The sequence below is a fragment of the Variovorax paradoxus genome, assembly GCF_030815855.1.
In the GTDB taxonomy this organism is placed as follows: Bacteria; Pseudomonadota; Gammaproteobacteria; order Burkholderiales; family Burkholderiaceae_C; genus Variovorax; species Variovorax paradoxus_M.
In genome coordinates this window covers 5,815,410-5,837,380 of the sequence record NZ_JAUSXG010000001.1, presented here as the reverse complement: position 1 = coordinate 5,837,380, position 21,971 = coordinate 5,815,410, and the positions used below count along the sequence as shown (strand labels likewise).

Below are 21,971 nucleotides of genomic sequence, written 5' to 3'. Positions count from 1 at the left end.
GCTAGCGCCGGCCGCGCTGGAGGAACGCAACGATGATGATCACGAAACCCTGCACCGCGGCATTCAGGTACACGCTGATGATGCTGGTGAGGTTCAGGATGTTGCTGATGACCGAGAGCAGGATCGCGCCCACCACGGTGCCGGTGATGCTGCCCGCACCGCCCTTGAGCGCGGTGCCGCCGACGATCACCGCGGCAATCGCCTCGAGCTCCCACAACAGGCCGGTGGTGGGCGAAGCGGAACCGAGGCGCGGCACGTACAGCAGCGTGGCGATGCCCACGCACACGCCGAGCAGCACGTAGGTGAGGATCTTCACGCGGTCGACATCCACTGCCGCGTAGCGCGCCACCTGTTCGTTCGAGCCGATGGCCTGCACGTAGCGCCCGTAGGCTGTGCGGTTCAGGATGACGCCGCCGATGATGGCGACGACGACGAACACCCACACCGGCACCGGGATGCCCGCGAGGCTTGCGTAATACACCGGCGCATAAAGGTCCGACAGGTCGTTGTCGAGCGTGAGCGCGCCGCCGTCGGCGAAGTAGGTGAGATAGGCGCGAAAGATGCCGAGCGTGCCCAGCGTGACGATGAAGGGTTCGATGCGCCCCTTGGTGATGAGGAGGCCGTGCGCCAGGCCGAACAGCGCGCCGAGCACCACGGCGAGCACGGCGCCCATCACCACCGCCATCAGCGGGGAGCCTGACGCAGGCCCGGCCCAGTTGATGAACATGATCACGCTGCCCGCGATGAGCGCCGCCATCGAGCCCACCGACAGGTCGATGCCGCCCGAGATGATCACGAAGCACATGCCCACCGCAATGATGCCGATGAAGGCCGTGCGCGTGAGCACGTTCATGGCGTTGTCGACGGTGGCGAAGTCGCTGTTGAGCAGCGTGCCGGCGATGCACAGCAGCACAAGGCCGATCACCGGGCCGAGTCCGTGCAGGTGCTCGGTCCAGCGCGGCTTGCTCTCGCTGCGGTGGGGCGCGGCGTCAGGCTGCGGCGTGGGTGTCTGCTGTTCCGGTGGCATGAGCGATGAGCTCCTCTTCAGTCAAATGGTCGGCGTTGAGCGTGGCGACGAGCCGGCCCGCGCGCATCACCGCCACGCGGTGGCACAGGCCGATGAGTTCCATCAGCTCGGACGAAACGACGATCACCGCGAGCCCTTCGCGGGCGAGTCGCTGGATCAGGAAATAGATGTCGCGCTTGGCACCGATGTCGACACCGCGCGTGGGCTCGTCGAGCACCACCACTTTCGGCTTCGGCTGCAGCACCTTGGCGAGCGCGAGCTTCTGCTGGTTGCCGCCCGAGAGCGACGAGGCTTTTACGTCGAGCGAGCCGGTGCGGATGCCGTAGTCCTTCACGGCCTCGGCCAGCGCACCGCGTTCGGCGTCCGGCTGGAGCCAAGGCTGGGCATAGCGTTCGAGGGCCATCAGCGTGAGGTTCTGGCGCAGGCCGAAGTCCACGTGCAGGCCCTTGCCCTTGCGGTCTTCGCTGAGATACGTGAGTCCGTGTTTTGCGGCATCGCGCGGATTGCGCCAGCCCTTCCGGTCGGGCACCGGCCTGCCGAGCATCTCGACCTGGCCGCTCCCGGGCCTGAGGCCGAGCAAACCCTCGAACAATTCGGTGCGCCCCGCGCCGACCAGGCCCGCGAAGCCGAGGATCTCGCCGGGGCGCACCTCGAAACCGACGTCGTTTGCCCAGCCGGGCACGCTGAAGTTGCGCACGCGCATGGCCGGCGCATCGGCGGCCACCACCACGTCGCGCGGCGGGTACAGGTCGGCCAGTTCGCGGCCCACCATGAGGTTGGCCATCTGCTGGCGCGTGACCTCGGGCGTCGGCGCGCGTGCGACGAAGCGGCCGTCGCGCATCACGATCACTTCGTCGGTCACCTGCTCCACCTCGTCGAGCTTGTGCGAGATGTAGACGATGGTCACGCCATCGGCACGCAGCTGCGCAATGAGCTTGAAGAGCCGCTCGGTCTCGCCGGGCGTGAGCGTGGCGGTCGGCTCGTCCATGATGAGCAGGCGCGCGCGCCGCGCGATGGCCTTGGCAATCTCGACGAGCTGCTTCTCGGCCACGATGAGTCGTCGCACCTTGGTGCGCGGATCGACCTGCAGGCCGACGGCGGCGAGTGCTGCTGCGGCGTCACGCTCCATCGACGTGTCGTCGAGCAGCCAGCCCTTCAAGGAAGCGCCGGGCCGCCCCAAGCTTCCTTGCTCCCCTCGGGGGACGGACGCCGTGAAACGGCGGCCAAGGGGCGACATTTTCTTTTCATGACCGAGGAAGATGTTCTGCGCCACGCTCAGGTCTTCGGCGAGATTGAACTCCTGGTGGATCAGCACGATGCCCAGCGCCTCCGCGTCGCGCGAGCTCGCGAACCGCTGCGGCTGGCCGTTGATGCGCAGCGTGCCGCCGCTCAACTGCTCATACCCCGCAAGAATTTTCATCAGCGTGGACTTGCCCGCACCGTTCTCGCCGAGCAATCCGTACACATGGCCGGGCGCCAGCGAAAAGCTCACCCCGTGCAGCACCTGCACCGGACCGAAGGCCTTCACCACGCCGTCGAATTCGACCGCGACACTTCCCTTGGTTTGCTCAGCGGTCATGGCGCCACTCCGCGAACTTTCAATGTTTCGTGCATCGCGAGCACGCCGGCACCGACGAGGCCGCCCTGCGTGCCGAGCGGCGTGTACTGGATCTCGAGATGACGCGTGGAAAGCGCGAGCGAGCGCTGGTAGACGCTCTGCCGCACCGCCGCGAGAAACAGCGGTCCGATGCGCGTGATGCCGCCGCCGATGAACACATGCGACGGATTGAAGAAATTCACGACCGAGGCGAGCATCTGGCCGATGAGGTTGCCGGCGCGCTGGATGATGCCGTTGGCCGCCGTGTCGCCGGCGCGGCTTGCCTGGCCCACGTCGACCGCGTCGATGCGCCCGTGCACGCGCAGGCATTCGGCGAGCATGGCGCTTTCGCCGGCTTCGGCCGCCTGCATCGCCATGCGCGTGATGGCCGGGCCCGCGGCCATGGCTTCGACGCAGCCGACGTTGCCGCAATGGCAGCGCGGGCCCTCCTGGTCGACGCAGATGTGGCCCACGTCGCCAGCCGAACCGGCGGCGCCGCGATAGACCTCGCCGTGGCAGACGATGCCGCAGCCGATGCCGGTGCCGATCTTGATCACGAGAAAGTTGTTCAGCGAGCGCTTCAGCCGCCAGAGCTCGCCGAGCGCCATCAGGTTCACGTCGTTGTCGACGAAGACGGGTGCCGCATAGTCCTCGCGCAGGTAGTCCCGGATCGAGAAGCTGTCCCACGCGGGCATCAACGGCGGGTTCACGAGCTGGCCGATCTCGAAGTTGACCGGGCCGGGCACGCCGATGCCGATACCGAGCACGTCCTTTGCCCCGCTGTTGCAACGCGCGAGTAATTCGCGCATCAGCACGCGCACCCGCGCCAGCACGACCGCCGGGCCTTCGCGCACATCGGCGGGTTCATCGTGCTGCGCCAGCACGGTGAGATCGGGGCGCAGCACCGCAACGTCAAGACTGGTCGCGCCGATGTCGATGCCGATGAGCACGCCAAGGCCGGCATGCAGTTGGAGGTTCTCGGCGCGCCGCCCGCCCGAAGAGCGCTGGAGGCCGGCTTCGGCCAGCAGCCCTTGTTCGACCAGACCCGCAATCAGCGAATTCGCCTTGCTCTTGGAAAAGCCGAGCTGTTCGGCCATGGCATGGCGCGAGCCGCCGGCCGACCAGAACGTGGTCTCCAGCAAGCGCATTTCGTCCGCAGTGATGCCGCTCCAGCGTGTCACGCGTTGTTGTCTCCGTCTTGTTTGCCTACGGCCCCGGGGAGGTGCCGCCGAGCGAGTGAACGCGAATACTAGAGGCAGGTCTTCAGCCGGACAAGGCTGAACTTCGACCAATTTCAGATCAAAGAGGGATGCAAGGGCGCTGCTCCGGACGCAAAAAAGCCGCCCGGAGGCGGCTTCTTCTGGCGCGAGCCCGTCAGGCGGGCCGCTGCTTCTTCTTGTCGAATTACTTCTTCTGGCGGTACTTGCGCAGTGCCGCGATCTGGGCGGCCATGACAGCCAACTCGGATTGCGCCATGGCAATGTCGATGTCGCTCTTGGCGTTCTTGAGCGCTTCTTCGGCGGCCGCCTTGGCCTGGTTGGCCTTTTCGTCGTCGAGGTCCTTGCCGCGGATGGCGGTGTCGGACAGCACGGTGACGGTGTCGGGCTGCACTTCGAGAATGCCGCCCGCCACGAAGACGAACTCTTCGCCGCCGTCGGCCGTTTCGATGCGCACCGCACCCGGACGGATGCGCGTGATCAGCGGGGTGTGGCGCGGATAGATGCCGAGCTCGCCGGCTTCACCGGGCAGCGCGACGAACGTAGCCTCGCCCGAGAAGATCGACTCTTCCGCGCTGACCACGTCGACGTGAATGGTGTTTGCCATGTGAGTTCCTCAGCCGCTTTACGCGACCTTCTTGGCTTTCTCGAAAGCCTCGTCGATGGTGCCGACCATGTAGAACGACTGTTCCGGCAGGTGGTCGCACTCGCCGTTCACGATCATCTTGAAGCCGCGGATGGTTTCCGACAGCGGCACGTACTTGCCCGGCGAGCCCGTGAACACTTCGGCCACGTGGAACGGCTGCGACAGGAAACGCTGGATCTTGCGGGCGCGGGCCACGGCGAGCTTGTCGTCGGGAGCCAGTTCGTCCATGCCCAGAATCGCGATGATGTCGCGCAGTTCCTTGTAGCGCTGCAGCGTGCCTTGCACGGCGCGGGCCACGTTGTAGTGCTCTTCACCGACCACGTTCGGGTCGAGCTGGCGCGAGGTCGAGTCCAGCGGGTCCACGGCGGGGTAGATGCCGAGCGAAGCGATGTCGCGCGACAGCACCACGGTCGAGTCCAGGTGGGCGAAGGTGGTGGCGGGCGACGGGTCGGTCAAGTCGTCGGCCGGCACGTACACGGCCTGGATCGAGGTGATCGAGCCGACCTTGGTCGACGTGATGCGCTCTTGCAGGCGGCCCATTTCCTCGGCCAGCGTCGGCTGGTAGCCCACGGCGGAAGGCATGCGGCCCAGGAGAGCCGACACTTCGGTACCGGCCAGCGTGTAGCGGTAGATGTTGTCCACGAAGAACAGCACGTCGCGGCCTTCGTCGCGGAACGACTCGGCGATGGTCAGGCCGGTCAGCGCCACGCGCAGACGGTTGCCCGGGGGTTCATTCATCTGGCCGTAGACCATGGCGACCTTCGAGTCCTCGAGCTTCTCGAGGTTCACGACGCCGGAGTCGGCCATCTCGTGATAGAAGTCGTTGCCTTCGCGGGTACGTTCACCCACGCCGGCGAACACCGACAGACCCGAGTGAGCCTTGGCGATGTTGTTGATGAGTTCCATCATGTTCACGGTCTTGCCCACGCCGGCGCCGCCGAACAGGCCCACCTTGCCGCCCTTGGCGAACGGGCACACCAGGTCGATCACCTTGATGCCGGTTTCCAGCAGGTCTTGCGAAGGCGACAGTTCGTCGTATGCGGGGGCCTTGCGGTGGATGGATGCGGTGAGATCCTGGCTCACTTCGCCGCGCTCGTCGATCGGACGGCCGAGCACGTCCATGATACGGCCGAGCGTGGCCTTGCCGACGGGCACCGTGATGGGCGCGCCGGTGTTGGTGACGATCAGACCGCGGCGCAGGCCGTCGGACGAGCCGAGCGCAATGGTGCGCACCACGCCGTCGCCGAGCTGCTGCTGGACTTCGAGGGTCAGCCCGCCGCCTTCGAATTTCAAGGCGTCATACACCTTGGGCATCTGGTCACGCGGGAACTCCACGTCGACCACGGCGCCGATACATTGGACAATTTTTCCTTCAGCCATGGCGTTTCCTTCTGGATCTCAATAATGTTGCGACAGGTTCTTGCAGAAGCGTCCTTGTGCCATCGCGGGCCGCTTTTGCAAGAATGCCGGACGGGCCGGCACCCTTGAACTCAGATACTTCTTCCGATCAGCACTTCATGGCCGTCGCTTGTGCAGCGAAGGCGTCCGATGCGGCCTTGCAGGCTTGGCCCAGCGCAGCCTTGTCGGTGCCCATCGAAGCCCAGGTGGCCCTGGTCTGATCGAGGCCCGACTTCATCGCATCGGCGGCGGCGCCGCTTTGCGAAGCCGCGCAGGCCTGAACCTTGGCCAGGTAGTCGTTGCACTCTTTCGGCAGGTCCGCGGCCGATGCCGTTGGAGCGGCTGCGGCTGGTGCGGCAGGAGCAGGCGCTGCGGGAGCGGGCGCCGGCGCAGCGGCAGGTGCCGGTGCGGCAGGCGCCTCTTCCTTCTTGGAACAGGCAGTCAGCGCGGCGGCCATGGCCACCAGAACGAGAAGTTTTTTCATTGTTCAGAATCCCCTAGTAAAGGCCTTCGGTTATCGGGCCGCGTTGCGTGCCCCGAACGGCAATGTGGCCCGATACATCGCCTCGATCAAACACCGGCGGCCGCAGCGGCGCCGGACACGATTTCCGAAAGTTCTTTGGTGATGCCTGCCTGGCGGGTCTTGTTGTAGACGAGCTTGAGCTCGCTGATCACGTTGCCGGCGTTGTCCGTCGCAGCCTTCATCGCGACCATGCGGGCCGAGTGCTCGGACGCCATGTTCTCGGCCACGGCCTGATAGACCAGCGACTCCACATAGCGCACCAGCAGCTCGTCGATCACGCTTTCGGGATCGGGCTCGTAGATGTAGTCCCACGAATGCTGCCCCTCTTCGACCTTCAGCGACTCCGCCGCCAGCGGAAGCAGCTGTTCGACCAGCGGCTCCTGCTTGATGGTGTTGATGAACTTCGTGTAGCACAGGTACACCGCGGACAGCTTGCCTTCGGCATAGGCGTCGAGCAGCGTCTTGACCGGACCGATGAGCTTGTCCAGGTGGGGCGTGTCACCCAGGTGGGTGACGTGCGCGACCACGCGGGCGCCGATGCGGTTCAGAAAGCCCAGGCCCTTGCTGCCGATGGCCACCGTCTCGATGGCCGTGCCGGCCGCCTGCGCTTCGCGCAGCTTGATGGTGACGGCGCGCAGCAGATTGGTGTTCAAGCCGCCGCACAAACCCTTGTCGCTCGTCACGATGATGAAGCCGATGGCCTTGGCCTCGTTCGTCTTCATGAAGGTGTGAACGTACTCCGGGTTCGCCCGGCCCAGGTTGGCCGCGATGTTGCGAATCTTCTCGCTGTAGGGGCGAGCGGCGCGCATGCGCTCCTGCGCCTTGCGCATCTTGGAGACCGAGACCATTTCCATGGCCTTGGTGATCTTCTTGGTGTTTTCCACCGATTTGATCTTGCCGCGAATCTCTTTTCCTGCAGCCATTGTCAGCTCCTGCGCATCTTCGCGGGGCCGCCGTGGAACCGGCTTTGCCGGGCCACTGGCGGTGCCCCCGTGAGGGGGAGGCGGCCAAAGGCCGCTTCGGGGGTGGACCGATTCATCAGGCGAACGACTTCTTGAACGCGGTGATCGCGCCCGTCAGTTCGGCCTCGGCGTCCTTGTCGAGCGCCTTGGCTTGTTCGATCTTGTCGAGCAGGGGACCATGGCTGGTCTTCAGGAACTGGTGCAGGCCATGCTCGAAGGGCAGAACCTTCTTGATGTCCAGGTCGTCCATGAAACCCTTGTTCACGGCGAACAGCGTCGCGCCCATCAGCGAGATCGGCAGCGGGCTGTACTGGGCCTGCTTCAGCAGTTCGGTCACGCGGGCACCGCGGTCGAGCTGCTTGCGGGTGGCTTCGTCCAGGTCGGAGGCGAACTGCGCGAACGCAGCCAGCTCGCGGTACTGCGCGAGGTCGGTACGGATACCGCCCGACAGGCCCTTGATGATCTTGGTCTGGGCCGCCGAACCCACGCGCGACACCGAGATACCGGCGTTGATGGCGGGGCGGATACCTGCGTTGAACAGGTTGGTTTCCAGGAAGATCTGGCCGTCGGTGATCGAGATCACGTTGGTCGGCACGAAAGCGGACACGTCGCCGGCCTGCGTTTCGATGATCGGCAGTGCCGTGAGCGAGCCGGTCTTGCCCTTGACTTCACCCTTGGTGAAAGCTTCCACGTAGTCGGCGTTGACGCGCGCGGCGCGCTCGAGCAGACGGCTGTGGAGATAGAACACGTCGCCGGGGTAGGCTTCGCGGCCCGGCGGGCGGCGCAGCAGCAGCGACACCTGGCGGTACGCAACAGCCTGCTTGGAGAGGTCGTCATAGACGATCAGCGCGTCCTGGCCGCGATCGCGGAAGTACTCGCCCATCGTGCAGCCCGAATAAGCCGACACGTACTGCATGGCGGCCGATTCGGAGGCCGATGCGGCCACCACGATGGTGTAGTCCATGGCGCCCACTTGCTCGAGCGCGCGCACCACGTTCTTGATCGACGAAGCCTTCTGGCCGATCGCGACGTAGATACAGGTCACGCCCTGGCCCTTCTGGGCAATGATCGCGTCGATGGCCACGGCCGTCTTGCCGGTCTGGCGGTCGCCGATGATCAGCTCGCGCTGGCCACGGCCGATCGGCACCATCGAGTCGATGGACTTGAGGCCGGTTTGCAGCGGCTGGTCGACCGATTTACGGGCGATCACGCCCGGGGCGACCTTTTCGATCACGTCGGTCATCTTGGCGTTGATCGGACCCTTGCCGTCGATCGGCTGGCCCAGCGCGTTCACCACGCGGCCGATGAGCTCGGGGCCGACCGGCACTTCCAGAATGCGGCCGGTGCACTTGACCGTGTCGCCTTCTGAGATGTGCTCGTACTCGCCCAGAATCACGGCGCCGACCGAGTCGCGCTCGAGGTTCAGCGCCAAGCCGAACGACGGCGTGCCGTCGGCGCTCGGCGGGAATTCCAGCATTTCGCCTTGCATCGCGTCGGACAGGCCGTGCACACGCACGATGCCGTCGGTCACCGAAACCACGGTGCCTTCATTGCGGATGTTGGCACTGACGCCGAGACCCTCGATGCGGCTCTTGATCAGTTCGGAAATTTCTGCGGGATTGAGTTGCATGACTCTTTCCTTCTTTCTGTAAATGGGGCCAACTGGCTGCCGGCCGCCGTCAGGCGGTCAGCGCCGCTTTCATTTGTTCGAGGCGCGCCTTGACCGAGGTGTCGAGCACTTCGTCGCCGACCACGGCGCGGATGCCGCCGATCAGCGAGGGGTCGAGTTCGACCCGCGTCGTGAGCTTGCGCGCAAAGCGCCGCTCCAGCGCCGCGCCAACTTCCTGCAGCGCCGCGTCGTCGATCGGAAAAGCGCTGTAGATCACGGCATCGGCAGACCCGCTGCGCGCATTGCACAAGGCACGGAACTGGATTGCCACTTCGGGCAATGCCGCCAGCCGGCCGTTGTCGATCACGGCGCGCAGAAAGTTCTTGCCCGCATCGGGCAAGGGCTGCTTCGAAAGCCCGGTGATGAGCTCGAACACCTGCTCGGGCTGCACCTTCGGGTTGGCCGCAAACTCCAGGAGCTGCGGGTTGCCGGCGAGGGACGCCAGCTGGTCGAGCCAGCCGGCCGTGCCCTCGAGGTCGCCCGGGCATGCCTTGAACAGCGCTTCGGCGTAGGGACGGGCAATGGTCGCGAGTTCGGCCATGTCGTCCTCAGAGCTCGGTCTTCAGGCGGCTGAGCAAGTCGGCATGAACGCCGGCATTGACTTCCTTGCGGAGAATCTGCTCGGCACCCTTGACGGCCAGTGCGGCCACCTGCTCGCGCAGCGCTTCACGCGCACGCACGGACTGCTGGTCGGCCTCGTCGCGCGCGGCGGCCACGATCTTGTTGGCCTCCTCGGTGGCGCGGCTCTTGGCCTCTTCGATGATCTGCTGGGCACGGCGCTCGGCATCGGCCAGGCGGCTGGTGGTCTCGTTGCGAGACGCCACCAGTTCCTGCTCGACGCGCTGGTTGGCGGAAGCCAGTTCGGCCTTGGCCTTCTCGGCGGCCGCCAGGCCCGCAGCGATCTTTTGTGCTCGTTCGTCCAATGCCTTCGCGATCGGCGGCCACACGAATTTCATCGTGAACAGCACGAGCAGCAGGAAGACGATGGCCTGAACAAACAGGGTCGCGTTGATACTCACGGCAACACCTTTCTGGAGTGGCGTTGAACGGAAATTACTTCGGCAGAGCGGCGATGAACGGGTTGGCGAAGGCGAACAGCAGGGCAATTGCCACGCCGATCAGGAACGCAGCGTCGATCAGACCGGCCAAGATGAACATCTTGGTTTGCAGTTCGTTCATGAGTTCAGGCTGACGGGCCGACGACTCGAGGAACTTGCCACCCATCAGTGCGATACCGATGGAAGCACCGATCGCGCCGAGACCGACGATCAAACCACAAGCCAGAGCGACGAGACCGAGAACGTTTTCCATGATGACTCCTTAATACAGATTGAAAGCAAACGAAAAGAAAAAAGAAAACTCAATGCGCTTCATGAGCCTGGCCGAGATAGATCAGGGTCAGCATCATGAAAATGAATGCCTGAAGCGTGATCACCAGGATGTGGAAGATCGCCCAGACGGTACCGGCAATGATGTGCCCGATGGGCAGCAGCACTCCCGAGAACGAGGCCGCCATCGCGCCGCCCATGAGCGCGATCAGCATGAAAACGAGTTCGCCCGCATACATGTTGCCGAACAACCGCATGCCGTGCGAGACGGTCTTGGCCAGGTATTCGATGACCTGCATCAGCAGGTTGATCGGCCAGAGCACCGGGTGCGCGCCGAACGGCGCCGTGATGAGTTCGTGGCCCCAGCCGCCGAGACCCTTGATCTTGATGCTGTAGAACAGGCACAGCAGCAGCACCGAGGTCGACAGGCCGAGCGTGGTGGACAGGTCCGCCGTGGGGACGACGCGCATGTAGGCGTGGTGCGGATCGTGTCCGGCGGTCTCGAAGACCTTGGCCCAGATCGACGGCAGCAGGTCGACCGGCAGCATGTCCATGGCGTTCAAGAGGAAGATCCAGACGAACACGGTGAGCGCCAGCGGCGCAATGAACTTGCGGCTCTTGGCGTTGTGGATGTTCGACTTGGCCTGGTTGTCGACCATTTCGACCAGCATTTCGACAGCCGCCTGGAAGCGGCCCGGCACGCCGGGGGTCGCCTTGCGCGCGGCCAGCCACAGCACGAAACAGCCCAGGGCACCCACGACCAGCGCATAGAGCACGGAGTCGAGGTTGATGACATTGAAATCGACGATGGCCTTCTGGACCACGGGATTGAGGCTCCAGTCAACTTGCCAGTGCTGGAGGTGGTGAACGATGTATTCACTCGCGGTCGGGGCGTGTCCTTCGGCGGCCATCTTTCAGCGTCTCTTTTTTAAACAGTCAAATCCGGTTCAACAATCCGGGCCGCACCAGCAGGGCCACCCAGTACATCTTCATGGCGACCACCACGCCGGCCAGCAAGGCCAGCCAACTGATGCCCTCGATCAGCCACGGTGCCGCCGCCAGCAAGGCAACGGTCAGTCCGATCTTGATCAACTCCCACACAAAAAATCGCAGCATGACAGCAGATTGCGACACGGCACCCCGTGCCCGCCGCACACCCCGCACGAACAACGCCGCCGGGATCGCCACCGCCATCGCTCCGTAAAACGCCGACGCCGCGGCACCAAGCCGCTGCGTCCACATCCATGCCGCTCCGGCCACAAGAACTCCCATGGCCACCTGGGCCCCAATCACCCACCAGGGCGACATTTCGGGATTTTTCTCGCGAAGCCGCTGAGCCTCTTCGGCCGTCAGTGGCTTGAAGTCGGAGACTTCAGCATCGATCTCGGAGACAGGAGCGCTGGTTGTCATTGGAATGCCGCTCGCGTTGTCAGCCGTGAATTTAACAAAGCCATTGATTATAAGTAGAAACCCAGCCTGCCCGGCCACCCGAACTGTCACGTTCGCAAAACGAGGCTTCGCTGGCTGACCGGAACCCGACCGGGCGCGCCCAACCATAATTCCCGCATGCACCCTCTCACTGCCGCACTCCCCACCACGCTCTGCTATCTCGACGGCGAGTACACCGCCCTCCGCGACGCGAAGATCAGCGTGCTCGACCGAGGCTTCATTTTCGGCGACGGCATCTACGAAGTCGTCCCCGTCTACGGCGGCCAACCCTTCTGCTTCGAAGAGCACATGGCGCGGCTCGATCGTTCCCTGGCCGAGTTGCAGATTGCCAACCCGCTCACGCTCGCCCAGTGGCGCGACATCGTGTTGCGGCTGACCGAACCGGGCGGCGATGCCCCGCAAGCCGTGTACTTTCAGATTACCCGCGGTGTGGCGCCGCGCGATCATGCCATGACCCAGGGCGTGCGCCCGACGGTCTTCGTGATGGTGAATCCGCTGCCGCCGGTGCCGGATGCCGTGCGCGCCAAGGGCGTGGCCTGCGTGACCGCGGCCGACTTCCGCTGGGAGAAGGCGCACATCAAGAGCACCAGCCTTTTGGGCGCGGTGCTGGCGCGCCAGATCAGCGTCGAGGCCGGTGCGGCCGAGACCGTCATGTTCAGGGGCGAATGGCTCAGCGAGGCCTCCTCCAGCAACGTGTGGATCGCGAAGGATGGCCAACTCATCGGCCCGCCCAAGGACAACCTGGTGCTGACCGGCATCCGCTACGGACTGCTCGAACGCCTCTGCGCCGAACACGGCATTCCATTTGCACTGCGCCGCATTTCGAAGGGCGAGGTGTTCGGCGCGGACGAACTGCTGCTCTCTTCGGCCAGCAAGGAAGTGCTGCCCGTCGTGACGCTCGACGGCCACGCCATTGGGAACGGCCGCCCCGGCCCCATCTACCAAGCCTTGTACGCGGCTTACCAAGAGGCCAAGCAGCGCAACGCACAGACGCCACACAAGCCACAGACGCAAGGAGTGACCCCCGCATGACCAGCAGCACCGACACCGACACGAGCACTCCGATTCCCGATCCGCGCAAGGAATCGCTGATCGAGTACCCCTCGCAGTTTCCGATCAAGGTCATGGGCGCCAAGACCGACGGCCTCGTGCACGCGATCACGCAGATCGCCGAGCGCTTCGACCCGGCCTTCGACGCCACCACGGTCGAGCTGCGCGACAGCAAGGCCGGCAACTACCTGGGCGTGACGATCACCGTGACCGCCACCAGCCGCGAACAACTCGACGATCTGTATCGCGCGCTGTCGTCGCATCCCTCGGTCAAGGTCGTCCTTTAACCAAGGCTTCGATGACGGTCGCAGAGCAACCGACGATCACCGCCATCGCGCCGCGGTGGCTCGGCCGCGCCGACTATGCCGAGACCTTCGCGGCAATGAAGCAGTTCACGCTCGAGCGCGGGCCGGAAACGCCCGATGCGCTATGGATGTGCGAGCACGCACCCGTGTTCACGCAAGGCATCGCCGGCAAGCAGGACCACGTCCTGAACCCCGGCGGCATTCCCGTGGTGCAGACCGATCGCGGCGGCCAGGTCACCTTCCACGGCCCGGGCCAGGTGGTGGGCTATCCGCTGGTCGACCTGCGCCGTGCCGGCTACTACGTGAAGGAATATGTGTACCGCATCGAGGAATCGGTGCTGCGCACGCTGGCCCACTTCGGCGTCACCGGCCATCGCGTGGCGGGCGCGCCGGGCATCTACGTCCGGCTGGACGACCCGTTCTCCCATGCGGCGCTGACCGGCCCGCTGCCCGCCAGCGACCCGTTCCGAGGCCTCGGAAAGATCGCCGCGCTGGGCATCAAGGTGAGCCGCCACGCCACCTACCACGGCGTGGCGCTCAACGTGGAAATGGACCTCGAACCCTTCTCCCGGATCAACCCTTGCGGCTATGCCGGGCTGCAAACGGTCGATCTTTCTACAATCGGGGTCCAAACCACATGGGAAGACGCCGCCCGGGTCCTGAGCCAAAAGCTCACCACCTACCTGGCGCCCTAGCAATCCAATGAGCACCACCACCGAAGTCGTCCCTGCACCCGTCGTCAGGGAGGCACAAAGCGCCGAAAACTACAACCCGCTGGCCAAGCAGAAGGCCGCGGCCAAGCTCTCGCGCATTCCCGTCAAGGTGGTGCAGAGCGGCGAGGTGCTCAAGAAGCCCGAGTGGATCCGCGTGAAGGCCGGCAGCCCCACCACCCGCTTCTACGAAATCAAGCAGATCCTGCGCGAAAGCAACCTGCACACCGTCTGCGAAGAAGCCTCGTGCCCGAACATCGGCGAATGCTTCGGCAACGGCACCGCCACCTTCATGATCATGGGCGACAAGTGCACGCGCCGCTGCCCGTTCTGCGACGTGGGCCATGGCCGCCCCGATCCGCTCGATAAGGACGAGCCGCTCAACCTCGCCAAGACCATCGCCAAGCTGCGCCTGAAGTACGTGGTGATCACCAGCGTCGACCGCGACGACCTGCGCGACGGCGGCAGCCAGCATTTCGTCGATTGCATCAAGAACATCCGCGAGCTCTCGCCGATGACGCAGATCGAAATTCTCGTGCCCGACTTCCGCGGCCGCGACGACCGCGCCTTGGAAATTCTCAAGGCCGCGCCGCCGGACGTGATGAACCACAACCTCGAGACCGCGCCGCGCCTTTATAAAGAAGCGCGCCCGGGCAGCGACTACCAGTTCAGCCTCAACCTGCTCAAGAAGTTCAAGGCGCTGCACCCCAGCGTGCCGACCAAGAGCGGCATCATGGTGGGCCTGGGCGAAACCGACGAAGAGATCCTTCAGGTGATGCGCGACATGCGCGCCCACGGCATCGACATGCTGACCATCGGCCAGTACCTGTCGCCGTCGGGTTCGCACCTGCCGGTGCGCCGCTACGTGCACCCCGACACCTTCAAGATGTTCGAGGAAGAAGCCTACAAGATGGGCTTCAGCCATGCGGCGGTGGGCGCGATGGTGCGTTCGAGCTACCACGCGGATCAGCAGGCCGGACACGTTCTGGCGGGCACGCCAGCCAACGATTGAACACGTCCGCGCCCGCAGCGGAGGCAGACGCCCCCATGACCGGGCCCCCGCTGCGCATCCTGCTCGCGATGTGCTACCTCGTGCACCGCACGGGCGCCGAAATGTTCACCCGCGATCTCGCGCTGTGGCTGCGGCGGCGCGGCCATGCCGTGACCATTTTTGCAACGGCCTTCGGCGACATGGCCGACGAGTTGCGCCATGCGTCGATCGCGTGCATCACCGATGTGGCCGACATGGCCGCCCGGCCCGATGTGATCATCGGCAACACCCACCACGAGACGGTGCGTGCCCTGCTTCATTTTCATGACGTGCCCGTTCTCACGATCTGCCACGACCGCAGTGCGGAGCATGGCCGCCCTGCGCAGTTCTCGCAGGTCGTGCGCCATATCGCCGTCGACGAGAACTGCGCCGAGCGGTTGGTGCACGAGTTCGGCATCGAACGCGAGCGCATCGAACTCATCCAGAACGGGGTCGATCTTTCACGCTTCGTGCCGCGCGCGCCCCTGCCGGCCGCGGCTCGCTCGGCGCTGCTCTTCAGCAACTATGCCTCGCACGATGCGCAACTCGAAGAGGTTCGCGCCGCGTGCGCGGAGCGAGGCCTCACGCTCGACGTGATCGGCAGCGGCACCGGCAATCACCTGCCCGATCCTGCCGCCGCGCTGGGCCGCTACGACATCGTGTTCGGCAAGGGGCGCTGCGCCACGGAGGCGCTGGTCACCGGCAACGCCGTGGTGGTGCTCGATCCAAGTTCGGGCATGGGCGAGATGGTGACGGCCGGCACGGTCGCGCACGCGCGGCGCTGGAATTTCGGCCGGGCACTCATGACGCGGCCGATCACGCGGCAGAACGTAGTGGCCGAGCTCGACAAGTTCGATGCGGAGGATGCACGCGAGGCCGCAGCCTGGATGCGCGCGAACGGCGGCCTGGATACGACACTGGGCGCGCTCGAGGACTGCGCGAAGCGCATGAGGGATGCCCACCCGATTGTCGCGGTGCCCGCCGAGCAGCGTGCGCGCGAAATCGCGCACTACATGGACGACTGGATTCGGCGCGGAAGCGCCACGACGGCGCATCTTGGCCTGGCTTCACTGCATCAGCACATTGCGGGGCTGCAGCAGGCCTTCAACGATCAGCAGCGCGCGCATCAGGCTCAGATCGGGACCTGGCGTGCCGAAGTGCAGCGGCAGTCGGAACATGCCGCCGCACTGGCCGCGCAATTGCAGGCGGCCGAAGCCGCGCAGGCCGCGCAGTTTCAGTCGGCCAAAGCCGCATTGGCGGCGGCATCGACTGCGCATGCCGCACTCGGCGCGCGCCTGGCGGACGCCGAGCGGCAAGCGCTCGACGATGCCGCCGGCATGGACGCTCGGTTGCGCGAGGTTTATGCTAGCCGCTCCTGGCGCATCACCGCGCCGCTGCGGCAAATATCGACCTTCCTCCGGGCCAGAATCCATCGCACATGAAGCACCTGCTGATCGCCGCTCATCCGGGCCACGAGCTGCTGCTGTGGAAGTGGCTTCGGAATGAACGGCCCGATGTGGTGGTGCTCACCAACGGCGCAGGATCGAACGACGCGCAGCGGCTGGCCCCCACGATCGACAACCTTGCGCGGGCGGGCGCGAACTGGGCTTCTCACGTGGTGGAGCCCGTAGCCGATGCCGAGATCTACCAAGCCCTATTGGATGGCAACGCGCACATGTTCGCGCAATGGCTCGACCGACTGACGGCGCACGTGGTGTCGCAGGGCATCGAGTGCATCGTCGCCGACGAAGCGGAGGACTACAACCCCTCCCACGACCTGTGCCGCCTTCTGGCCAATCAGATTGCCGCCCACGCCACGGCGCGCGGCCATCCGGTTCTGTCTTTCAGCTACCCGACCGTCGGCCATCCCAGCCCGCCGGCGCGCCTCGCGGTCGAGAACCATCTCGTGGTCGAGCTCGATGCGCAGGAGCTGCAGGCCAAGCTGGCCGACATGCACGGCTACGCCCAGCGCTTCGGCGGACAACTGCAGCGGGAACTCGATGGGTTCATCGCGGAATTCGGCGCGCAAGCCTATGGCAGGGAATGCCTGTTCGCCGCCGGGCCTACGCGCTACGAGCAGGCCGAAGCCCCCGTGGCCAAGCCCTTCTTCGAGATCGCCGGCGAAGAGCGCGTCGCGGCCGGCGTCTACAAGCACGTCATTCGCGGTGCCCACCTGCAAGCCGTGGCCGACCGGCTTCGCGGCCAGCATCGCTGAAGCATCGATGCGTGCCGATTTGGCGTTTGCACGCTCGCGGCACCCGGCACGCCGTCGATGAGCTTCACAACGTCCGCAATCGACAAGCTTCCGGCAGCCCCTTGCGGCGATGACGCCGAGCCAGAGTCCGTTCTCGCCGCCGCCGATCTGGCTCATGCCCTCGTGGGCCTGGGTCGTTTCGGCAGCACCCACGCGCGCAAGCTCGGCAGCCTGCCGGGCTTCCGCCTGTGCGGCATGGTGGACAGTTCTCCGTCAGCCAAGCCCGTCGCCGATCTCGCCGCGCTGCCGCTGTTGTCCGGGATCGACGCGCTGCCGCCAGGCATCGAGTCGGCCACGGTCGCGACCAGCGACGGAACGCACGCCGAAGTCGCGATGGCGCTCATGCGACGCGGCTGCCACGTCCTGGTCGAAAAGCCGCTCTGTACCGACCGTCGAGACGGCATGCTGATGATCCGAACGGCGCAGCAATGCGGCGTCGTCCTGAGCACGGGCCACATCGAGCGCTTCAATCCGGCGTTCGATGCGGCCACGCTGGCATGGATACGCCGCGCAGCCCTGCGGCATCGGGGCAGCGCCCATCCGTTTCTGCGATTCCGCCGCTTCTCCTGCCGCGAAGCGAATGCGCTGGACAGCGTGCTGGATCTGATGGTGCACGATCTCGATCTGCTCGCCTGGCTCTGCGCCATTCCGGCGGACGCGCCGTTGCAGGTGGTCAGCCGGCAGATCGACGTGCGCAGTGCCCGTGTCCGGGTGCGCCTGGGCGGCCTTGCCGCGGAACTCGAGAGCGGCTATGACAGCATGGCGTCCTCCGCGCGGCTGCAGGTGTGCAATGGCGGGCGCCAACACGTGCTGGACTTGCGCGATCCCCGCAGGACGACGCCGGACAGCGACGACGCGCTGGCACGCCAGTACCAGGACTTTCGCCGCGCCGTGCAGGGCAACGGCAGGCGCATTGCCTCCGGCGCCGACGGCCTCGCCGCGGTAACCCGCGCGTCCCAGGTACAGCACGCGTGAAGATCCCGTTGTTCCGTTCGGCCGGATGTGCCGAGTCCATGGCCGAACGCCAGATCCAGGCGTGTGCCACGGTGTTGCGCAGCGGCGTCTACGTACTCGGTCCGCAGGTTCGCGCGTTGGAAGCCCGGCTGTCGGACCAGCTGCAACAGCGCGAGACGGTGGCCGTGAAATCAGGCTCCGACGCGCTGCTGCTGGCCTTCAAGAGCCTGGGTGTCGGCGGTGCGGCCGGAGGGCACCCGGAAGACGAAGTGCTGCTTCCCTCCTATACCTTCGCCGCCTGCGCCGAGGCGGTGATCGCTGCCGGTGCGCGGCCGGTGTTCGTCGACAGTGCCGACGACGACTTTCTCGCGCCGCTCGCGCACTTCCGGAATGCGAGAACGCCGCGCACCCGCGCCATTCTCGCGGTCGGACTCTTCGGCGATCCCACCGGTTTGCCCGAACTGGCCGCCTATTGCCGCGACGAGCAGTTGCACCTTGTCGAAGACGTGGCCCAGTGCCTGGGTGCCGGTGCTTGCGGCGCGGACGGACACACGCGGCCCGCCGGCAGCTGGGGCGACGTAGCGGCGATGAGCTTCTACCCAACCAAGACGCTGGGCGCCGCCGGGGACGCGGGAGCCTTGGCCTTCAGGAATCCGCGCCACGCCGAGAAGGCGCGACTGCTGCGCAACCACGGGTACCAGGACGGCTTGCACATTTGTCTGGGCCAGAACAGCCGCATGGACGAATTGCAGGCGTGCCTCCTTCAGGTGGCGTTGGACGATTTTCCTGCCGCCATCGCCCGGCGTCGCGCCATCGCTGCGCGCTATCTGGAGGCGTGGGCGGATTGCCCGATGCAGTTGCCGCGCAACGCGGCCGGCCACGCCTGGAACTATTTCGTCGTCGTCCTGCGCGGCCCGCGCGAGCGGAATGCACTGGCGGTCCAACTGGCGACAAAGGGAATCGACACGCGCGTTTACTATGAACAACCGTTGCATCTGCACGAGGCGCTGCGCCACTGGCAAGGCACGGGCTCGCTGCCGAGCAGCGAGCGGCTGGCCCGCTGTTCGCTGGCCCTGCCGCTTTACCCGATGCTCGGCGACGAGGAAATCGAATACATCATTCACGCCGTACGGCAAGCCGTCGGCGACGTCAACAGGCACAGCCAGACATGAACACGATGCAGGAGTTCGGCACTATCGCCCAGCGGGTTCGCGAGCACGCAGCACAGGCGCCCCGGCGCATTGCGCTGATCGACAACGAGCGAGTCCTGGACTACGGCGCACTCGATGCGCTGATGGACCGCATCGCCGCCAGCCTTCAGCAGGGCGGCCTCAAGCCCGGCGACGCCATCGCGGTCTGCGCGGCGTCTTCGGTGAACTATGCGGCAGTCTTCCTCGGTGCATTGCGCGCGGGTATCGCGGTCGCGCCGCTGGCGCCCGGGTCCACGCCGGCCAGCCTCGCGCGGATGATCGACGATGCCGAGGCGCGCGTTCTCTTCGTCGATACCGGCGCGGCCGAGGTCATCGGAGCGCCGGTAGAAGGATCCATCCCGCGCATTGCATTGGACGGCTCCAAGGCGGGCCGCAGCCTCGACGAATGGCTGGCACCCGTCGGCGCGCAGCCCGAAGCGGTCGAGGTGCAGCCTTCATCGCCCTTCAACATCATCTATTCCTCGGGTACTACCGGCGAGCCCAAGGGCATCGTGCAGGGCCACGGCATGCGCTGGGCCCATGTGCAGCGCGGCGCCAAGTACGGGTACGGCCCCGGCACCGTCACGCTGCTGTCGACACCGCTGTATTCGAACACCACGCTGGTGGTGTTCTTCCCCACCCTCGCCTTCGGCGGCTGCGTGGTGCTGATGCCGAAGTTCGACGCGCTCGGCTACCTGCAGCTGGCCGAGCAGCACCGCGTGACGCACACCATGCTGGTGCCGGTGCAATACCAGCGCCTGATGGCGCACCCGCGCTTCGACGCGCACGACCTCTCATCCTTCCGCTTCAAGTTCAGTACCAGCGCACCCTTCAACGCCGCGCTCAAGGCCGATGTGCTCGAGCGCTGGCCGGGCGGGCTGATCGAGTTCTACGGCATGACCGAAGGCGGCGGCACCTGCATTCTCGAAGCCCACCTGCACCCCGGCAAGCTGCATACGGTGGGCTGCCCGGCCGAGGGCAGCGACATCCGGCTGATCGACGAAGAAGCCCGGGAGATCCCTCGCGCCAACATCGAACAGGCCGGCGAGGTCGTGGGGCATTCGGCCGGCATGATGACCGGCTACCACCGCCAGCCCGCCAAGACGCGCGAGGCGGAATGGTTCGACGCGACGGGCAAGCGCTTCATCCGCACCGGCGACGTGGGGCGCTTCGATGCCGACGGCTTTCTGACGCTGTTCGACCGCAAGAAGGACATGATCATCAGCGGCGGCTTCAATATCTACCCGAGCGATCTGGAAGCGGTGCTGCGCGGCCATGCCGCGGTGGCCGACACGGCGGTGGTCGGCGTGCCTTCGGAGCAATGGGGCGAAACGCCCGTGGCCTTCGTGGTGCGCCGCGAGGGCGACGGCACCACCGAAGACGCTCTGCTGCAATGGGTCAACGCCCAGCTCGGCAAGACGCAGCGCCTGGCACACCTCCACTTCATCGACGAACTGCCGCGCAGCGCGATCGGCAAAGTACTCAAGCGCGAGTTGCGTGAGCTTGTCGGCCGCTGAAAACAAAGCGGCGGCGCCGGCCGAACATGGCGGCGGCGGCAACGGCCTGCTGTGGCTGCTGGCCGCCGTTGCGGTGCTGTTTGCCTTTGTGCGCCCGCGCGCGCCGATGGATTGGCTCAAGCTGGTCGACTGGCAGACCGTGGGCGCGTTGGCGGGCCTGCTCGCCATCACGCAAGGCGTGGAAAAAAGCGGCATGCTGCAGGCCGCCGCGCAGCGCCTGCTCGCGCGCACGCACAACCAGCGCAGCCTCGCGCTGCTGCTGACCGCGAGCGCGGCCTTTCTCTCGGCCCTCGTGACCAACGACGTGAGTCTGTTCCTGCTGGTGCCGCTCACGCGCGTGCTCGCCAACCAGGCGCATCTGCCGCTTGCGCGGCTCGTGGTGCTCGAGGCGCTGGCCGTGAATGCGGGCTCCGCGCTCACGCCCATCGGCAATCCGCAGAACCTCTATCTGTGGCACCGCTCGGGCGAAAGTTTCTTCGCCTTCATGGCAATGATGGGGCCGACCGTCGCGGTGATGCTGTTCTGGCTCTTCACGGCGGCCTGGCTGCTGGTGCCGCGCACGCCCATCGCTCTGAAGCCCGAGGCCGAGGCCACTCCAGTGCAGCCCCGGCTGCTGGCCTTGGCGGGTGTGCTGTTCGTCGGCTTCGTCATCGCGCTCGACCGGCATTGGCTGCTCGCGGGCCTGGGCGTGGTGTTCGGCGTATTCCTGGTGACGTATCCGCGCGTGCTGCGAGGCATCGACTGGGCCTTGCTTGCGATCATCGCGCTGATGTTCGTGGACCTGCGGCAACTGGCCGAGCTGCCTGCCGTCGTATCGCTGCTGAACCATTGGCCGATCACCGAGGGATGGCGCGCCTACCTCGCCGCCATCGTGGCCTCGCAATTCATCAGCAACGTGCCGGCCGCGATCCTGCTCGACGGCCATATGCGCGACCTGCCCGCGCTCGCGGCCGGCGTGAGCGTCGGCGGCTTCGGCTGCGTGCTGGGCTCGCTGGCCAACCTGATCGCGTTGCGGCTCGCCAGGCTGCCGAACGGGCTGCGCGAATTCCACCGCATCAGCATTCCGTTCCTGCTGGTGTGCGCGCTCTCCGCGCTGCTGCTGCGGCTCGCGTGACAGCCGCGGAACGCGAGAGGACAATTCGCTC

Annotated in this window: 23 protein-coding genes; 10 read left to right on the top strand and 13 right to left on the bottom strand. The window is 65.9% G+C overall.

What is annotated here, in order from left to right; genetic code table 11:
* Position 1: 1 nt before the first annotated feature.
* From QFZ42_RS27770 to QFZ42_RS27710, 13 genes are all read right to left on the bottom strand, one after another.
* Positions 2-1,027 carry an ABC transporter permease gene (locus tag QFZ42_RS27770; protein WP_307704044.1) on the bottom strand — a complete coding sequence of 342 codons (1,026 nt, stop codon included), beginning with the start codon at positions 1,025-1,027 and terminating at the stop codon, positions 2-4.
* Positions 990-2,606: a sugar ABC transporter ATP-binding protein gene (locus QFZ42_RS27765; RefSeq protein WP_307704043.1), complete on the bottom strand. Its 1,617-nt coding sequence runs from the start codon at positions 2,604-2,606 to the stop codon at positions 990-992. Before QFZ42_RS27765 ends, QFZ42_RS27770 begins: the two co-directional genes overlap by 38 nt.
* On the bottom strand, positions 2,603-3,772 hold the full coding sequence (locus QFZ42_RS27760; protein ID WP_307704323.1) for an ROK family protein: 1,170 nt from the start codon (positions 3,770-3,772) through the stop codon (positions 2,603-2,605). The genes QFZ42_RS27765 and QFZ42_RS27760 overlap by 4 nt, the downstream gene beginning before the upstream one ends.
* Positions 3,773-4,028: 256 nt before the next feature.
* Complete coding sequence (locus tag QFZ42_RS27755; protein WP_307704042.1) at positions 4,029-4,448, bottom strand: F0F1 ATP synthase subunit epsilon; 420 nt, start codon at positions 4,446-4,448, stop codon at positions 4,029-4,031.
* A gap of 18 nt (positions 4,449-4,466) precedes the next feature.
* Positions 4,467-5,867 carry a F0F1 ATP synthase subunit beta gene (atpD, locus tag QFZ42_RS27750; RefSeq protein WP_307704041.1) on the bottom strand — a complete coding sequence of 467 codons (1,401 nt, stop codon included), beginning with the start codon at positions 5,865-5,867 and terminating at the stop codon, positions 4,467-4,469.
* Between the two features lie 127 nt (positions 5,868-5,994).
* Positions 5,995-6,369 (bottom strand): hypothetical protein, encoded by a 375-nt coding sequence (locus QFZ42_RS27745; protein WP_307704040.1) that lies wholly within the window; start codon positions 6,367-6,369, stop codon positions 5,995-5,997.
* Positions 6,370-6,455: 86 nt separating this feature from the next.
* Positions 6,456-7,331, bottom strand: a complete 876-nt coding sequence (gene atpG / locus QFZ42_RS27740; protein ID WP_307704039.1) for a F0F1 ATP synthase subunit gamma — start codon at positions 7,329-7,331, stop codon at positions 6,456-6,458.
* A 115-nt stretch (positions 7,332-7,446) separates the two neighbouring features.
* On the bottom strand, positions 7,447-9,000 hold the full coding sequence (gene atpA, locus QFZ42_RS27735; protein WP_307704038.1) for a F0F1 ATP synthase subunit alpha: 1,554 nt from the start codon (positions 8,998-9,000) through the stop codon (positions 7,447-7,449).
* Between the two features lie 49 nt (positions 9,001-9,049).
* Entirely contained in the window at positions 9,050-9,580 is a 531-nt protein-coding gene (locus tag QFZ42_RS27730) for a F0F1 ATP synthase subunit delta (RefSeq protein ID WP_307704037.1), read from the bottom strand.
* A gap of 7 nt (positions 9,581-9,587) precedes the next feature.
* Positions 9,588-10,058: a F0F1 ATP synthase subunit B gene (locus tag QFZ42_RS27725; protein ID WP_307704036.1), complete on the bottom strand. Its 471-nt coding sequence runs from the start codon at positions 10,056-10,058 to the stop codon at positions 9,588-9,590.
* Between the two features lie 34 nt (positions 10,059-10,092).
* Entirely contained in the window at positions 10,093-10,350 is a 258-nt protein-coding gene (atpE, locus tag QFZ42_RS27720; RefSeq protein ID WP_124958928.1) for a F0F1 ATP synthase subunit C, read from the bottom strand.
* A 49-nt stretch (positions 10,351-10,399) separates the two neighbouring features.
* The gene (gene atpB / locus QFZ42_RS27715; RefSeq protein ID WP_307704035.1) at positions 10,400-11,278 is read right to left on the bottom strand and encodes a F0F1 ATP synthase subunit A; all 879 of its coding nucleotides are present in this window, start codon (positions 11,276-11,278) and stop codon (positions 10,400-10,402) included.
* A 25-nt stretch (positions 11,279-11,303) separates the two neighbouring features.
* Positions 11,304-11,867 carry an ATP synthase subunit I gene (locus tag QFZ42_RS27710; RefSeq protein WP_307704034.1) on the bottom strand — a complete coding sequence of 188 codons (564 nt, stop codon included), beginning with the start codon at positions 11,865-11,867 and terminating at the stop codon, positions 11,304-11,306.
* Between the two features lie 66 nt (positions 11,868-11,933).
* On the opposite strand from QFZ42_RS27710, the gene QFZ42_RS27705 reads away from it, so the two are divergent.
* Genes QFZ42_RS27705 through QFZ42_RS27660 form a run of 10 tightly spaced genes read left to right on the top strand, consistent with a single transcriptional unit; the run spans position 11,934 to position 21,940 of the window.
* Positions 11,934-12,848: a D-amino acid aminotransferase gene (locus QFZ42_RS27705; RefSeq protein ID WP_307704033.1), complete on the top strand. Its 915-nt coding sequence runs from the start codon at positions 11,934-11,936 to the stop codon at positions 12,846-12,848.
* Positions 12,845-13,153 (top strand): YbeD family protein, encoded by a 309-nt coding sequence (locus QFZ42_RS27700; protein WP_307704032.1) that lies wholly within the window; start codon positions 12,845-12,847, stop codon positions 13,151-13,153. Before QFZ42_RS27705 ends, QFZ42_RS27700 begins: the two co-directional genes overlap by 4 nt.
* Positions 13,154-13,164: 11 nt before the next feature.
* The gene (gene lipB / locus QFZ42_RS27695) at positions 13,165-13,866 is read left to right on the top strand and encodes a lipoyl(octanoyl) transferase LipB (protein WP_307704031.1); all 702 of its coding nucleotides are present in this window, start codon (positions 13,165-13,167) and stop codon (positions 13,864-13,866) included.
* 7 nt (positions 13,867-13,873) lie between these two features.
* Positions 13,874-14,893, top strand: a complete 1,020-nt coding sequence (gene lipA / locus QFZ42_RS27690) for a lipoyl synthase (protein WP_307704030.1) — start codon at positions 13,874-13,876, stop codon at positions 14,891-14,893.
* Positions 14,894-14,928: 35 nt separating this feature from the next.
* Positions 14,929-16,353 (top strand): glycosyltransferase family 4 protein, encoded by a 1,425-nt coding sequence (locus QFZ42_RS27685; protein ID WP_307704029.1) that lies wholly within the window; start codon positions 14,929-14,931, stop codon positions 16,351-16,353.
* The gene (locus QFZ42_RS27680; protein WP_307704028.1) at positions 16,350-17,126 is read left to right on the top strand and encodes a hypothetical protein; all 777 of its coding nucleotides are present in this window, start codon (positions 16,350-16,352) and stop codon (positions 17,124-17,126) included. The genes QFZ42_RS27685 and QFZ42_RS27680 overlap by 4 nt, the downstream gene beginning before the upstream one ends.
* A gap of 57 nt (positions 17,127-17,183) precedes the next feature.
* A complete protein-coding gene (locus QFZ42_RS27675; RefSeq protein WP_307704027.1) occupies positions 17,184-18,140 on the top strand; it encodes a Gfo/Idh/MocA family oxidoreductase in 957 nt (318 codons plus the stop codon).
* A 38-nt stretch (positions 18,141-18,178) separates the two neighbouring features.
* Positions 18,179-19,291: a DegT/DnrJ/EryC1/StrS family aminotransferase gene (locus QFZ42_RS27670; RefSeq protein ID WP_307704026.1), complete on the top strand. Its 1,113-nt coding sequence runs from the start codon at positions 18,179-18,181 to the stop codon at positions 19,289-19,291.
* Positions 19,288-20,826 (top strand): class I adenylate-forming enzyme family protein, encoded by a 1,539-nt coding sequence (locus QFZ42_RS27665; protein ID WP_307704025.1) that lies wholly within the window; start codon positions 19,288-19,290, stop codon positions 20,824-20,826. The genes QFZ42_RS27670 and QFZ42_RS27665 overlap by 4 nt, the downstream gene beginning before the upstream one ends.
* Entirely contained in the window at positions 20,807-21,940 is a 1,134-nt protein-coding gene (locus QFZ42_RS27660; protein WP_307704024.1) for an SLC13 family permease, read from the top strand. The genes QFZ42_RS27665 and QFZ42_RS27660 overlap by 20 nt, the downstream gene beginning before the upstream one ends.
* The last annotated feature ends 31 nt before the right edge of the window (positions 21,941-21,971 follow it).

Coding starts and splice junctions, on each gene's coding strand:
- QFZ42_RS27665 (WP_307704025.1), top strand. CDS start 19,288: ATGAACACGATGCAGGAGTTCGGCACTATCGCCCAGCGGGTTCGCGAG.
- QFZ42_RS27755 (WP_307704042.1), bottom strand. CDS start 4,448: ATGGCAAACACCATTCACGTCGACGTGGTCAGCGCGGAAGAGTCGATC.
- atpD (WP_307704041.1), bottom strand. CDS start 5,867: ATGGCTGAAGGAAAAATTGTCCAATGTATCGGCGCCGTGGTCGACGTG.
- QFZ42_RS27675 (WP_307704027.1), top strand. CDS start 17,184: ATGAGCTTCACAACGTCCGCAATCGACAAGCTTCCGGCAGCCCCTTGC.
- QFZ42_RS27685 (WP_307704029.1), top strand. CDS start 14,929: ATGACCGGGCCCCCGCTGCGCATCCTGCTCGCGATGTGCTACCTCGTG.
- atpE (WP_124958928.1), bottom strand. CDS start 10,350: ATGGAAAACGTTCTCGGTCTCGTCGCTCTGGCTTGTGGTTTGATCGTC.
- lipB (WP_307704031.1), top strand. CDS start 13,165: ATGACGGTCGCAGAGCAACCGACGATCACCGCCATCGCGCCGCGGTGG.
- QFZ42_RS27745 (WP_307704040.1), bottom strand. CDS start 6,369: ATGAAAAAACTTCTCGTTCTGGTGGCCATGGCCGCCGCGCTGACTGCC.
- atpG (WP_307704039.1), bottom strand. CDS start 7,331: ATGGCTGCAGGAAAAGAGATTCGCGGCAAGATCAAATCGGTGGAAAAC.
- QFZ42_RS27705 (WP_307704033.1), top strand. CDS start 11,934: ATGCACCCTCTCACTGCCGCACTCCCCACCACGCTCTGCTATCTCGAC.
- QFZ42_RS27730 (WP_307704037.1), bottom strand. CDS start 9,580: ATGGCCGAACTCGCGACCATTGCCCGTCCCTACGCCGAAGCGCTGTTC.
- QFZ42_RS27670 (WP_307704026.1), top strand. CDS start 18,179: ATGGCCGAACGCCAGATCCAGGCGTGTGCCACGGTGTTGCGCAGCGGC.
- QFZ42_RS27770 (WP_307704044.1), bottom strand. CDS start 1,027: ATGCCACCGGAACAGCAGACACCCACGCCGCAGCCTGACGCCGCGCCC.
- lipA (WP_307704030.1), top strand. CDS start 13,874: ATGAGCACCACCACCGAAGTCGTCCCTGCACCCGTCGTCAGGGAGGCA.
- QFZ42_RS27680 (WP_307704028.1), top strand. CDS start 16,350: ATGAAGCACCTGCTGATCGCCGCTCATCCGGGCCACGAGCTGCTGCTG.
- QFZ42_RS27760 (WP_307704323.1), bottom strand. CDS start 3,772: ATGCGCTTGCTGGAGACCACGTTCTGGTCGGCCGGCGGCTCGCGCCAT.
- atpB (WP_307704035.1), bottom strand. CDS start 11,278: ATGGCCGCCGAAGGACACGCCCCGACCGCGAGTGAATACATCGTTCAC.
- QFZ42_RS27700 (WP_307704032.1), top strand. CDS start 12,845: ATGACCAGCAGCACCGACACCGACACGAGCACTCCGATTCCCGATCCG.
- QFZ42_RS27765 (WP_307704043.1), bottom strand. CDS start 2,606: ATGACCGCTGAGCAAACCAAGGGAAGTGTCGCGGTCGAATTCGACGGC.
- atpA (WP_307704038.1), bottom strand. CDS start 9,000: ATGCAACTCAATCCCGCAGAAATTTCCGAACTGATCAAGAGCCGCATC.